Source organism: Microbacterium sp. ISL-59 (assembly GCF_018613945.1).
Classification (GTDB): domain Bacteria; phylum Actinomycetota; class Actinomycetes; order Actinomycetales; family Microbacteriaceae; genus Microbacterium; species Microbacterium oxydans_B.
Genome location: NZ_JAGGPG010000004.1, coordinates 361,411 through 374,097, shown reverse-complemented (window position 1 = coordinate 374,097; position 12,687 = coordinate 361,411). Strand labels below are relative to the sequence as shown.

12 protein-coding genes are annotated in these 12,687 nt (G+C 69.7%); 7 read left to right on the top strand and 5 right to left on the bottom strand.

Annotated elements, in window-relative coordinates:
- The first annotated feature begins 50 nt into the window (after window positions 1–50).
- Window positions 51–1,304: an isochorismate synthase MenF gene (locus J7E45_RS15335; protein WP_215070435.1), complete on the top strand. Its 1,254-nt coding sequence runs from the start codon at window positions 51–53 to the stop codon at window positions 1,302–1,304.
- 6 nt (window positions 1,305–1,310) lie between these two features.
- Here J7E45_RS15335 and J7E45_RS15330 read toward each other — a convergent pair whose 3' ends face one another.
- From J7E45_RS15330 to J7E45_RS15320, 3 genes are read right to left on the bottom strand one after another with little or no spacing between them, the layout of a single operon-like run.
- Entirely contained in the window at window positions 1,311–2,153 is an 843-nt protein-coding gene (locus J7E45_RS15330) for a PPK2 family polyphosphate kinase (protein WP_215070434.1), read from the bottom strand.
- 16 nt (window positions 2,154–2,169) lie between these two features.
- The gene (gene menD, locus J7E45_RS15325; protein WP_215070690.1) at window positions 2,170–3,819 is read right to left on the bottom strand and encodes a 2-succinyl-5-enolpyruvyl-6-hydroxy-3-cyclohexene-1-carboxylic-acid synthase; all 1,650 of its coding nucleotides are present in this window, start codon (window positions 3,817–3,819) and stop codon (window positions 2,170–2,172) included.
- 14 nt (window positions 3,820–3,833) lie between these two features.
- Window positions 3,834–4,184, bottom strand: a complete 351-nt coding sequence (locus J7E45_RS15320; RefSeq protein ID WP_215070433.1) for a PLD nuclease N-terminal domain-containing protein — start codon at window positions 4,182–4,184, stop codon at window positions 3,834–3,836.
- Window positions 4,185–4,258: 74 nt separating this feature from the next.
- On the opposite strand from J7E45_RS15320, the gene J7E45_RS15315 reads away from it, so the two are divergent.
- The 5 genes from J7E45_RS15315 to J7E45_RS15295 all read left to right on the top strand — a co-directional run bounded on the left by J7E45_RS15315 (window position 4,259) and on the right by J7E45_RS15295 (window position 9,369).
- Window positions 4,259–4,687 carry a hypothetical protein gene (locus tag J7E45_RS15315; RefSeq protein ID WP_251054300.1) on the top strand — a complete coding sequence of 143 codons (429 nt, stop codon included), beginning with the start codon at window positions 4,259–4,261 and terminating at the stop codon, window positions 4,685–4,687.
- A gap of 70 nt (window positions 4,688–4,757) precedes the next feature.
- The gene (locus J7E45_RS15310; protein WP_167634413.1) at window positions 4,758–5,408 is read left to right on the top strand and encodes a thioredoxin domain-containing protein; all 651 of its coding nucleotides are present in this window, start codon (window positions 4,758–4,760) and stop codon (window positions 5,406–5,408) included.
- Window positions 5,409–5,515: 107 nt separating this feature from the next.
- Window positions 5,516–6,322, top strand: coding sequence for a tyrosine-protein phosphatase (locus tag J7E45_RS15305; RefSeq protein WP_215070432.1), 807 nt, complete (start codon window positions 5,516–5,518; stop codon window positions 6,320–6,322).
- A gap of 44 nt (window positions 6,323–6,366) precedes the next feature.
- Complete coding sequence (locus tag J7E45_RS15300) at window positions 6,367–8,445, top strand: phosphatidylglycerol lysyltransferase domain-containing protein (RefSeq protein ID WP_215070431.1); 2,079 nt, start codon at window positions 6,367–6,369, stop codon at window positions 8,443–8,445.
- Between the two features lie 93 nt (window positions 8,446–8,538).
- Window positions 8,539–9,369: a nucleotidyltransferase domain-containing protein gene (locus J7E45_RS15295; protein WP_308162149.1), complete on the top strand. Its 831-nt coding sequence runs from the start codon at window positions 8,539–8,541 to the stop codon at window positions 9,367–9,369.
- Window positions 9,370–9,413: 44 nt separating this feature from the next.
- Here J7E45_RS15295 and tet(42) read toward each other — a convergent pair whose 3' ends face one another.
- Window positions 9,414–10,700 (bottom strand): tetracycline efflux MFS transporter Tet(42), encoded by a 1,287-nt coding sequence (tet(42), locus tag J7E45_RS15290; protein ID WP_251054298.1) that lies wholly within the window; start codon window positions 10,698–10,700, stop codon window positions 9,414–9,416.
- Window positions 10,701–10,771: 71 nt separating this feature from the next.
- Here tet(42) and J7E45_RS15285 point away from each other — a divergent pair, with 71 nt between their 5' ends.
- Window positions 10,772–11,386: a TetR/AcrR family transcriptional regulator gene (locus J7E45_RS15285; protein WP_215070428.1), complete on the top strand. Its 615-nt coding sequence runs from the start codon at window positions 10,772–10,774 to the stop codon at window positions 11,384–11,386.
- 25 nt (window positions 11,387–11,411) lie between these two features.
- On the opposite strand, the gene J7E45_RS15280 is transcribed toward J7E45_RS15285, so the two are convergent.
- Entirely contained in the window at window positions 11,412–12,626 is a 1,215-nt protein-coding gene (locus J7E45_RS15280; RefSeq protein WP_215070426.1) for an FAD-dependent monooxygenase, read from the bottom strand.
- Window positions 12,627–12,687 lie beyond the last annotated feature (61 nt).

The window sequence follows — 12,687 nt, the reverse complement described above, 5'->3', positions numbered from 1 at the left end:
ACCCTACGACGGCGCGAATCCGTGGCTCCTGTGCGGCATAGGCTGGATGCGTGCACACCACCCACCTGGTCGTGGAGACCCGAGAGATCGACCCGGTCGAAGACCTCCTCGCCTACGCGGATCCCGCCCGCCCGCTCGCCTGGCTGCGGCGCGGAGACGGCATCGTCGCGGTCGGCGAACCGCTGGCCGAGATCCGCCCGCCGGCAGCCACCGGCGAATCACGCACCGCCGTCGTCGCGGCCCTGTGGCGCGACATGACCGCTCAGGCCGAGGTCTCCGACCCCGTGGGGCTGCCCGGCAGCGGGCTGGTGGCGTTCGGCGCGTTCGCGTTCGACGAGGAATCCGCGGCCGACAGTGTGCTCGTCGTGCCGAGTCAGGTGCTCGGGCGTCACGGCGATCGCTTCTGGGAGACCCGCATCCGCCTCGCCGCGTCGCCCGCCGCCGACGAGGTCTTCGCCACGCAGCCGTACGGCCCGCACTGGGCCGGCACGGTCGGACCGGGAGCCCAGAGTCCGCAGGGCTACCAGGACTCGGTGCGCCGGGCTCTGACCCGCATCGCCGACGGCGAGCTGAGCAAGGTCGTGCTGGCGCGCGACCTCACCGGCACCATCCCTGCGGGGTCGGACCTGCGCCGCCTCGTGCGCGCCCTGTCGACCGGCTACCCCGACACGTGGGCCTTCGCCGTGGACGGGCTGATCGGCGCGAGCCCGGAGACCCTGGTCACCGTGCACGACGGCACGGTCACCGCTCGTGTGCTCGCCGGCACCATCGGCCGAGGCGCGGATGCGGATGCCGACACCGCGGCATCCTCCCACCTCGCCTCGAGCACCAAGGATCTCGACGAGCACCAGTACGCCGTGCAGAGCGTCCTCGCCTCGCTGCGGACGCACACGAGGGCACTGGCCGCGAGCGAGCAGCCGTTCCTGCTGAAGCTCCCGAACCTCTTCCATCTCGCGACAGACGTCGAGGGCGAGCTCGCCGACGGCGAATCGGCTCTCGACCTGGTGCAGGTGCTGCATCCGACCGCCGCCGTCGCCGGCACGCCGACCCCCGCAGCCATCGCCGCCATCCGCGATCTCGAGCCCTTCGACCGCGGACGCTACGCTGGCCCGGTCGGCTGGGTGGACGCCGCGGGCAACGGCGAGTGGGCGATCGCGCTGCGCTGCGCGCAGTTCACGGCCGGCTCGGGCGAGATCGGGGTGACCGCATACGCCGGCGCCGGGATCGTCGCGGGTTCCGATCCCGAGAGCGAACTGCTCGAGACACGCGTGAAGTTCCGGCCGCTGGTCGACGCGCTGGCCTGAGCGCGCTCAGCTCGCGGCGAGACGCTTCTTCTCGGCCTCGACGTCGAAGTCGGCGACCGGCCACTGCGGGTCGATGTCCTCGAGAGCCGCGAGCAGCAGCTCCTGCACCGCGAGACGGGCATACCACTTGGCGTTCGCCGGGATCACGTGCCACGGGGCCACCTCGGTGGAGGTGCGGTCGAACACGGTCTGGTACGCCTGCATGTACTGCGGCCACAGCATCCGCTCGTCCACATCGCCGGGGTTGTACTTCCAGTACTTGTCCGGGCGTTCGAGCCGCTCCATGAGCCGCTCCTTCTGCTCGCCCGGCGAGATGTGCAGCATGACCTTGATGATGCGGGTGCCGGATGCCGCGACGCGGGCCTCGAACTCGTTGATGGCGTCGTAGCGGCGCTCGATCTCCGGTGCGTCCGCCAGCTCACGCACCTTGCCGATCAGGACGTCTTCATAGTGGGAGCGGTCGAAGACCCCGATGAAGCCCGGCTCCGGCAGGCGCTTCTCGATGCGCCACAGGAAGTCGTGACTGCGCTCCTCAGGCGTCGGCGCCTTGAACGCGGCGAGCGCGACGCCCTGCGGATCGACACCGCCGACCACGTGCCGCACGATCCCGCCCTTGCCGGCCGAGTCCATCGCCTGCAGCACCAGCAGCACGGCATCCTTCGCCACCCCGGCCCTGCTCTCGGCGAACAGCCGCTCCTGCAGATCGTTCAGCTTCTCGAGCCCGGCCGCGAGGTCGCGGGCGCCGTGCGACTTGCCGCCGACGTATCCGGGCTTGGAGTCGGGGTCGAGATCGGCGAGGCGGAATCCCTCGTCCACTCGCAGCGTCTGCGTCCAGGTGTGCGCGTCCATACGCACATCCTGCCAGTCAACGCGGCAGCGGCACCTCGATGATCTGACGACCGCCGCGCGGGGAGGTCAGTGCCTGATCGAGCGCCGTGCGGGTCGTGACCCTCTGGTACTCCCAGCCGTAGGCCAGCGCGAGGTGCTCCAGGCGCACGGTGTGCGGGGTGTAGAAAGCCCGATCGAGGTCGGCAGAACGTGCGGACCCTGCCACCTCCAGGGAGTCGAAGATGGTGCCGCCGCCGTCGTTGCCGACGATCACCTGGAGCCGCGGTTCGGTCTCGTCCGGGGGCAGCAGCAGTGCGCCGACGTCGTGCAGGAAGGCGAGGTCGCCCAGCAGCACCCTCGTCACACCGGGGGCTCCGGCCGCCTGGCTGGCGAGTGCGATGCCGGTCGCGGTCGCGATCGTGCCGTCGATCCCGGCGAGTCCGCGGTTGGCGTGCACAGGCACCTTCTTGCCGCCGAGCACCTGGTCGGCGACGCGCACGAGCCGCGAAGAGCCGAACATCAGCCGGTCGTGCGGCCAGGTGGCCCGCCACACGGCATCGACCAGAAGAGCACGGTCGAGCGGGCGGCGGACGGCGTCGAGCTCAGCCTTGACGGCTTCCCTGCGGGCGGCGAAGTCGGTGGAGGCCAACCCGTCGGGGTCGGGGGCGTCCTCGCTCAGGTCGACGACCTCGGCAGCCGAGGCCTGGAGCCAGTCGCCGAGCCAGGCGCGATCGGCGGGGCCGGGGGCGACGGATACGGCGCCGACGGCACGGGTGCGGTGGTTGAGGTTCAGCTCCTCCCCACCCCGGCGCACCGCGATCACGTCGACATCCGCGCGCGAGAGGACAGCTACCGCTTCACGGCTGAGCGTCGGGTGGCCGAGGACGACGACGCGTTCGATCCGGCCGCCGAGCTCTTCGCGCGCCAGCAATCGGCGGTACCCGTGCACGAGCTGTCGCCCGAACCGGGCACCGCTCACGATCTCTGCGATCAGCGGCCAGCCGCCCGCGTAGGCGACCTCCTCGGCATCCGCTCCCGCATCGGCCCCGGCGATCACGACGGTGCGCGGACCGCGTTCGAGTTCGAACGGCTCCTCCGCGAGCGGACGGGGTGCTTCGCCGGGGACCACCGAGAGCGCGGAGAGTGCCCCCGAGAGCGGCTCCCTCGCGGGAAGGTTGAGGTGCACGGGTCCTGCCACGCCGGGCAGCGCACCATCGACCTCGCGCGCGCCCATCGCGGTCGCGACGGCGCGCTCGGCGAGTCCCGCCCAGTTGCCGTCTCCCGGCACCGGGGCGTCGACCTGGTCGCGCACCCAGGGGTGGAAGAGACCTTCTTGGAGCGTCGCCTGGTTGGCGCCGACGCCGCGGAGTTCCGGCGGACGATCGGCGGTGAGCAGCAGCAGCGGCACACCGGAGTGGAACGCCTCGAGCACCGCGGGGAGCAGGTTGGCGACGGCCGTGCCCGAGGTGCAGATCACGGCCGCGGGCACACCCGTCTCACGGGCGATCCCGAGCGCGGTGAACCCGGCGACGCGTTCGTCGATGCGTACGTGCACCCGGACGTGCGCATCATCGGCGAAGCGCACCGCGGCGAGCGCGAGCGCCTGCGAGCGCGAGCCCGGCGACAGCACGATGTCACGCACACCGTTCGCGACGAGGTCGGCGATCAGGGAGGACGCCGCCTCCATCGCCGGCGACGACGTCACGGGCGCGGGTCCGAGGCGGGAGGCTCGTCGGTCTCCTCGTCCAGACGGGCGAGCTCCTCTTCGAGGCGGCGGATGCGTGCATCCTGCTCGGTCTTGCTGATGCTGCGCAGGAACGCAGGATCGTCGTCCGGGGCGATGACGGGGCGAGTACCGGAATCGTTCGCACGGTGCCGGCCGATCACGAACCACAGGATTCCACCGATCACGGGCAGGAGCACCACGATCGCGATCCAGGCGGCCTTGGACACACCCCGGTGACGCGTCGCCGGCTGCACTGCGCAATCGACGATGCTGTACACCCAGAACACGGCGGCGAGGAAGCCGCCGACGATCAGTAGTCTCGCCACCCCTCCAGTGTAGGCGTGTCAGCGGCGGCCCGGCCCCGGAGGGACAGAGGCGCGGTTGCTAGACTGCGCGGGAAATGCTGCCCTCATCGCCGGATCGGATGCTGCGAGCGCGGGCTGATCGGACGCTGATCGCCCGCGCGGTCACGGCCGTCGGCCTCGCGCTCCTGCTCGTGATCGGCGCCTGGTCCAGCTCCCACGGCCCGGCCGATGTGCACGCCACCCTGTGCCTGGCGTCCGGCGTCTCGGCCGCGTCCGACACCGCGGCCCCCGAGCACGGCACCGACAGCGCGACGGCGGTCGATGTGCTCTCCTCCGACATCGGCGTCTGCGTGCTCGCCGTGCTGTGCGGCATCGCCCTGGTGCTGCTGTTCCTCCGGCTTCGCGGTCGGAGCGCCCGACCTCTCGGCGCCCGCGTTCCCCGTCTGACGTCGCCGAGCCGTGCCGGCCCGGGCCTCGTCGTCCCCGCGCTCTCCCTGACCCAGCTCTCGATCTCCCGCACCTGAACTCCCACGCGTGCATCGAGCCGCCTCGCGCGGCATCCTTCCCCGTCGTACCCGTGTGTCTGGAGACCCCATGAAGAACTCTGTCAAAGCGACCCTGATCGCCATCGCCGTCGCCATCGTGCTGCTGATCGTCGGCCTCGTGATCGCCCTCAACCAGAAAGCGGCGAGCGCGCCGCCCGAAGGCGAACAGCGGCAGACCGTCCGCACCGACTCCCATGTGCTCGACGACGGCGGCGACGGGGCCGTGACCGTGGTCGAGTTCCTCGACTTCGAGTGCGAGGCGTGCGGGGCGTTCTACCCGATCGTCGAAGAGCTCCGCGAGAAGTACGACGGCGAGATCACCTACGTCGTCCGCTACTTCCCCCTGCCGGGGCACATCAACTCCACCCAGGCCGCCCTCGCCGCCGAGGCCGCGGCGCAGCAGGACCGGTTCGAGGACATGTACCACCGGCTGTTCGACACCCAGGCGCAGTGGGGCGGGCAGGCGGAAGAGACGCCGGAGGTGTTCCGCGCGTTCGCCGAAGACCTCGGCCTCGACCTGGCCGCGTACGACGCCGCGATCGCCGATCCCGCCACCGCGGAACGCGTGCAGGCCGACAAGAGCGACGGCGAGAAGCTCGAAGTGAGCAGCACCCCGACGTTCTTCGTCGACGGGGAACAGCTCGAGCTGCAGAAGTGGGACGACCTCGAGCAGGCGATCGAGAAGGCCGTCAACGGCTGAGTCTCGGTGACGGGATCGTCTGCCCCACGGCATCCGGCGTGGACGGTCCCGACGCCCTGCCGTCCCGATACGCTGAGATCACAATCAGGGAGAGGGCCCGGACGACCATGGAACTGACGTCGATTCTGCAGGGGACGCACAACGCTCGAGAGCTCACCGGGCTCCCGCTCACCGGCGGCGGAACGCTCGCCTCCGGCCTCCTCTTCCGCTCCGACGCCCTCGCCGCGCTCACCGACGAGGGGCTGCAGGAACTCGTCGACCTCCGCATCGGCACCGTGATCGACCTGCGCACCGACGGCGAGCGGTCCCGCGCGGCGGACCGGCTTCCCGAGGACGGCAGCGTGACCCTGCTGCCCCTGCCGATGCAGGGCGGCGCCATGGACGAGATGGTGAAGCGGCTGCTTCCCGCAGCGGGTGGCGCGAGCCTGTCGGTCACTCAGGTCGCCGACGTGCTCAAGCAGGTGCCGACGCTGGAGGGACTGTACGTGGCCATCCTGGAGGCGAGCGCCGCGCAGTTCGCGACCGTCGCGCGCACCGTGCTCGCCGCGTCGCGCACTGAACACCCCGGAGTGCTGTTCCATTGCACCGCAGGCAAGGATCGCACAGGGCTCGCCGCGGCGATCCTGCTGTCGGTCGCCGGGGTGCCGCGCGAGGCGATCGTCGAGGACTACACGCAGACGGAGAAGAACCTCGCGCTCGGTTTCGCCCAGGCGCTCACCGGACTCATCACCTCCCTCGGTGTGCCTCTCACGCCGAGCCTGAAGACGCTCGCGACAGAGTCTCCCGCCTCGGCGATCGAGGCGGCCCTGGAGTGGATCGACGCGAACCACGGCGACGTCTCGGGTTACCTGCGCAGCGGCGGCATGACGAACGACGAGATCGCGGACCTGCGCCGAGTGCTGCGCGGCGAGTAGCCGGCGCACTCCCGGTAGGTGAGCGCCATCGCTACGCTGAGCGCATGACTGAGGAGCGCTCCCCCACGCCCCACCCGGCCATCGCCGTCGTCCGCCGCATCCCGGCGACGCTGATCATGGTGCTGCTGATCCTCATCGTCGGGCTCATCTGGAATGGGCTCTGGGCCCCGTTCGAGGACACGAAGCTGTTCCAGACCGTGGCCTACGGCCTGCCGAATCTCGTCGACGGCAAGTGGTGGACCCCGCTGACCGGCACCTTCTTCGTGAACCAGCCGTGGGTCTACGTGTTCACGATCGCCGGCTTCTGGGGCATGGCGTACCTGGAGTTCCGCCGCGGTTCCCGTGTGGCACTCGCGTACTACTGGATCGGTCAGCTGTTCGCGATCTTCGCCACCGCGCTGCTGCTCCTCGTGCTCTCGCAGTTCCCCTGGGCGTGGGCCACGACCCAGGCGCAGGCCCTCGACGTCGGAGCATCCGGGGGAACCATGGCCTGCATCGCCGCAGCCGTCGGCCTCTTCCGCCCACCGTGGCGGGTGCGCGGCTGGCTCATCCTGCTCGGCTTCGTGTTCATCGCGATGCTGTTCTGGGGCAAGATCGCCGACCTCGAGCACCTGCTCGCGGTGCTGCTGATCCTCGTCGTCGACCGGTCGCTGCGCGTGCGCCACACGACGGTCCGGGAACAGAGGCTGATCGCCGTGGTGGCGATGCTGGTTCTCGGCGCCGTCGAGATCATCACGACCCTCGTGCCGACAGACGGTCCGTTCGGTCCGACCGAGCCCGCGTCCGGCGGATTCATCAGCCTCGCGATCGACCTCGTCGTGATCCTCGTGCTCGTCAACGGGCTGCGTCGAGGACGACGCTTCGCTTGGGTTCTCGCGCTCCTGCTCGGGATCTTCAACGTGCTCACCGCGGCCCTCGTACTCACGCTCATCACGCTCTTCAGCCAGGCTCAGCTCGACATGCGCTGGGACGGCGAGACCGAGCTCGAGCTGGCGAACGGATTCCTCTGGCTCATCATGCTCGTCTACCTCATCTGGGTGCGCCGGGCGTTCGGGGCGAAGCGCAAGTCGAAGCTCGGAATCCAGCCCTCCCCCACGGCGGACGACATGAAGAAGGAACTGCGTACGCACGGCGGAGGCACCCTGTCGTGGATGACCACCTGGGACGGCAACAGCTACGCCCGTGTGACCGGCGGCATCGTCGCGTACCAGCGCCGCAACGGCGTCGCTCTGGCGCTCGCCGACCCGATCGGGCCGGCGGATGCTCGCGCCGAGGCCGTGACGGAGTTCATCCGCACCGCTGAGCAGGCGGGTCTCGTGCCGTGCTTCTTCAGCGCCGATGAGGCCACCCGCGCCGCGGTGCCCTCGACCTGGCGCAGCATCGTCGTGGCCGACGACACGATCGTCGACCTGCCGGGGCTGGAGTTCACGGGCAAGCGGTGGAACTCGGTGCGCACCTCACTCAACAGGGCCGGCCGCGACGACATGACCTTCCGGATGACGCACCTGAAGGCCGAGTCCTGGGGTGTGCAGCAGCAGCTGCGGGCGATCTCCGAAGCCTGGGTCGGCGACAAGGATCTGCCGGAGATGCGCTTCACCCTCGGCACGCTCGATGAGGCGGAGGACCCGGAGGTGCGACTCGCGCTGGCCGTCGCACCCAACGGCGACATCGACGGCTTCCTCTCGTGGCTCCCCGTGTACGGCGGCGACGGCGCGGTGCGCGGGTGGACGCTCGATCTGATGCGCCGCCGCGACGGCGGGTTCGGCCCGGTGATGGAGTACCTCATCGGGTCTTCCGCGAAGCAGTTCTCGGAAGAGGGCGCGCAGGTCATGTCGCTCTCCGGCGCACCGCTCGCCCACGACTATCCGCCGGATGCGGGAGTGATCGCCGCACTCAGCGACCGGCTGGCGGATGCTCTGGAACCGGTCTACGGCTTCGGGTCGCTGCACCGGTTCAAGCAGAAGTTCCATCCGCGCTACGAGACCATGTATCTCCTGTTCCGCGACGAGAGCGACCTCACCCGCATCGGCGGCGCACTCACGCGGGCGTTCCTGCCGGATGCCACGCTGCGGCAGTTTGCCGGGGCCGGACTCGAACTCGTCCGCGGCGGTGGGAAGGACTGACTATTACGTTTTCCGGATAACACAACGCTATGCGGATTTCCGGATAACACCCGCCCCGCACCCGGCGGCCGCGGCGTGAGTACGATCGGTGTCGTGCTCGATGAAGACCGCCTCCGCTCCATGGCCGACGAACTCACCACCGTGCACGGCGTGCGGGCGGTCGCACTCGGAGGCAGCCGGGCTCGGGGCACGCACCGCCCGGACTCCGACATCGATCTGGGTCTCTACGTCGACGCGGACGTCGACCGCGCGGGCCTGGGGCGTGTGGCGAGCAGCTGGACGGGTGCGCCCGTCGAGATCGCCGAACGGGGCGGCTGGGGACCATGGGTCGACGGCGGCGCCTGGCTCATCGTCGACGGTGTGCCGGTCGACCTCATCCTCCGCGACGTGGAACGGGTGGCCGCGCAGTGCGCTCGCGCCGCGAGAGGCGAGTTCGCCTTCCACACCCAGCCGGGGCATCCGCTCGGCTTCCTCGACGTCGCCTACGCCGGCGAAGTCGCGACGAGTGTGCCGCTGCGGGATCCGGACGGGATCCTGGTCGGGCTGGCTCGCAGCGTGACCCCCTACCCGGAGGCTCTGCGGGACGCGTTCCTCGCGAACCTCTGGCAGGTCGACTTCCTGCTGAACGCCGCCCTGAAGGGGGCGAAGTCCGGTGACGTCGCCTACGTGTCGCTGTGCGGAACCACGACGACGATGCTCACCGCGCATGCGTGGCACGCCTCGGCCGGCAACTGGGTCACGAACGAGAAGGGCCTCGTGACGAACGTCGCGCGCCTGCGGATCGACACCGGCGGGTTCAGCGCGGCGGCCGCCGAGGCGCTCGGCAACCTCGGGGCCTCCCCTGGGGAGCTGCTTGCATCGATCGCGCGACTGCGCGGGCTCCCCCGCCCCGGCACCCCGGAGAACGCACCGGAGTCCGACTGACGAGGGTCGCGCGCCAGTCGAACTCGTCGGCGAGGTTGCTCCCCTCAACCCACCGCATCCGCCAGCTCGAGCGGTGCCTCACCTGAGGCATCGCCGACCGGGCGCTTGGCGGTGTTCGCGATGTGCGCGCGGCTGACGACGATCACCGCGACGACCATGATCGCGACACCCAGCCAGTACGGCGCGGCGGGGCTGACCAGGGCGTAGAGCGCGCCCGCGATGAGCGGCGCGGCCGTGCCCATGGCCGCGTTCAGCGACTGCGTCGCTCCGCCGAGCCAGCCCTGCTCGTCGTCGCCGACGGCGTTCGACATGGCACCGTCCATCGCGGCCTGCGAGGCACCCTGGCCGGCGGCGAGCATGAGCGCGCCGACGATGAACACCCACGGCTGAGCGAAGATCGAGGCCACGATGGCGAGGGCCGCGAGGCCGATCATCTGCGCGATGATGCCGCTCACGATCACACCGCGCTCCCCGATGCGCGGGAGCAGGATGCCGAGCAGCACACCCTGGATGAGGATGTCGATGATGCCGACCGCGGCGGTCAGGAGTCCGATCTGCGTCGGTCCCCACTGGATCGAGTCGAGTGCCAGCACGCTGAAGTTGTTCACGAAGAAGCCGAACGGCAGGGCGAGCAGGCCGAAGCCGATCATGAGCCCACGCAGCTCCTTGCGGCCGAACGCCTCCTTGAAGACCGCGAACGGCTGCACGTCACGGAGCTTGATCGTGGCGATGCGGTTGCCCGGCTTCAGGCTCTCGGGAAGCAGGAAGATGCTGAGGATCGCGATGGTGAGGGCGACCGCGGCGGTAAGGAAGACCGGGAGCTGGAGGCTCACGGTGGCGAGGAGACCGCCGATCGCCGGGCCGATCATGGTGCCGATGCCGGACAACGCACCGAGCAGACCGAAGCGCTTGGCGCGCTGCTCGGGTGGGGTGATGTCGGCGAGGTACGCGAAGAGGGCAGGGAGGTCGCCGGCCGTCAGGCCCTGGATGACCCGGGCCAGGACGAGGACCCAGATCGCGCCGCCGATGCCGAACAGCGCCATCGAGAACGCGGCCCCGAACGCGGCGACGATGATGACGGGTCGACGGCCGAACCGGTCGGAGAGGCGACCGAGGAACGGCGCGGCCAGGAAGGCGCAGAGTCCGTTGACCGCCTCGAGCACGCCCACCCAGATGGCGAGGTCACTCTCGTGGGAGACGTATTGGAGCACGACGAAGGGAAGGACGGGGAGGACGACCGTCATCCCGATGACGGTGAGCATCGTCAGCACGATGAGCATGATCCAGGCGCGCTTCTGTTCCCGGCGCGTGAGGGTGTTGGGTGAAGTCATACCAAAAGTGTAGCGATACCAGTTTTGGTGTCAAGCCAGTTTTGTGGTCGGTTCACGATAGGGTGAGGACCATGACGACCCCAGAGCCCCTCGGGCGCCGCGAACGGAAGAAGGCCGCGACCCGCAAGGCGATCTCCGACGTCGCGACGATGATGTTCCTCGAGCGCGGCTTCGACAACGTGAGCATCCGCGAGGTCGCCGACGCCGCCGACGTCTCCCCGACCACCGTCTTCGCGCACTTCCCCCAGAAGGAGGCCCTCGTCTTCGACGAGGACGACGAGCAGCGCGACCGCCTCGTCTCCACCGTCCGAGACCGGCCGACGGGGACCACGATCAACCGCGCGATCCACGAGTTCTATACGGCCGAACTCCGCGCGAACGTCGACGAGCACGGCAACGACGTCACCCGCGTTTTCCTGCGCTTCCTCAACGAGACACCGGCACTGCGCGACTACGCGGCGAAGATGTGGCTCCGGCACGAAGACGCCCTCGCCGATGCCATCGCCGACGAGCTCGGTCTCGCCGAGCCGGTCGCAGAGATCCGCGTGTACGCCCGGTTCGTGCTGCAGATGCAGCTGCTCGTCAACGACAGCGACGACCCCCTCGGCACCCTGGACGCGGGATTCCGGCTGCTCGACAGCGGCTGGGCACCGATCGAAGCCACGATCGCCGAATCCCGAGCTTGATCGCCCTCAGATGCGACGAGGTTGATCAAGGCATCGCAGCGACCGAGGTCGAGGCGTAGTCCGGGAGCTCGATCGCTTCGGACTTGTCGAGCATTCGCGCGACGATCTGACGCATCGGCCAGTGGTGCATGAGTCGCGCGGAGAGCACCCGCATCCAGAGCATGAATCGACTGCGCGGAAGGAAGCCGTCGACGCCACCGGGTGCCAGCGTGTGGGCCGTCGCGACGTAGGGCCGCATGATCTCCTCGTAACGGGCGAACGCCGCGGCATGATCTCCCGCGGCACGTCCGAGCTCACCCGCCAGTACGTACGCGCCGACGAGAGCGAGACTCGTGCCCATCCCCGTGAGGGGCGACCCGCAATAGCCGGCATCCCCGAGCAGGGCGACGCGCCCTCGGGTCCAGCTGTCCATGCGCACCTGGCTGACGGTGTCGAGATGGAAGTCGGCATCGGCATCCGCCGCCGCGAGCAGTTCTCCGGCCCGCCAGCCCATCCCCGCGAAGACCTCGCGCAGGAGCCGCTTCTGACTGGCGACGTCGCGCCGATCCACGTCCGCGCCGGTGGCGGCGAACGCCAGCATCGCCTTCGCCGAACCGGCGCGCTCGGGCCTCAACGCGAGCATCCTCCCCGGCTCGCTGTACATGTCGAACCAGTCATCGAGCGGACCGGCGTCCGGCACGGTGCAGTAGCCGAGGTACGCGCCGAGGTGCACGACGTAGTCGGCCTCCGGACCGAAGGCGAGCGCCCGCACACCGGAGTGGATGCCGTCGGCACCGACGACGACGTCGAAGGTGCGGACCAGACCACTGCGAAAAGTGACCTCGACGCCATCCGGACCCTCCACCATCGACTCGATCCGGTCGCCGTAGATGACCTCGGTGTGCTCGTCGATGAGATCGAGGAGGATCTCCGTCAGGTCGCCCTTCATGATCTCGATCTCGGTCACGGGACTGCCGTCGCCGACGAAGAGATCGGCAGGCATCGTGGCGAGCTCGCGGCCCGCGCTGTCGATGTAGCGCAGCCCCTTCTCGTGCACGATGCGCTCGCGCACGCGGGGCATGATGCCCATCCGCTCGGCGACGACCTCGCCGAGTCCGCGGAGATCGACGGCCTGCCCGCCGAGGCGGACGTCGGGCGCCTGCTCGACGATCGTCGAGCGGATGCCCTGCCTGTGGAGCCAGTGTGCGAGGGCGGGTCCTGCAATGCCGGCGCCGGAGATGAGTACGCTGTATTCGTTCATGAGAAGCACGGTAATACAGCGGATATACGCTGTACAAGTGTTCTAGTTAGAAGGGTGGTGT

Coding starts and splice junctions, on each gene's coding strand:
- J7E45_RS15300 (WP_215070431.1), top strand. CDS start 6,367: ATGACTGAGGAGCGCTCCCCCACGCCCCACCCGGCCATCGCCGTCGTC.
- J7E45_RS15310 (WP_167634413.1), top strand. CDS start 4,758: ATGAAGAACTCTGTCAAAGCGACCCTGATCGCCATCGCCGTCGCCATC.
- menD (WP_215070690.1), bottom strand. CDS start 3,819: ATGGAGGCGGCGTCCTCCCTGATCGCCGACCTCGTCGCGAACGGTGTG.
- J7E45_RS15315 (WP_251054300.1), top strand. CDS start 4,259: ATGCTGCCCTCATCGCCGGATCGGATGCTGCGAGCGCGGGCTGATCGG.
- J7E45_RS15330 (WP_215070434.1), bottom strand. CDS start 2,153: ATGGACGCGCACACCTGGACGCAGACGCTGCGAGTGGACGAGGGATTC.
- J7E45_RS15280 (WP_215070426.1), bottom strand. CDS start 12,626: ATGAACGAATACAGCGTACTCATCTCCGGCGCCGGCATTGCAGGACCC.
- J7E45_RS15305 (WP_215070432.1), top strand. CDS start 5,516: ATGGAACTGACGTCGATTCTGCAGGGGACGCACAACGCTCGAGAGCTC.
- J7E45_RS15285 (WP_215070428.1), top strand. CDS start 10,772: ATGACGACCCCAGAGCCCCTCGGGCGCCGCGAACGGAAGAAGGCCGCG.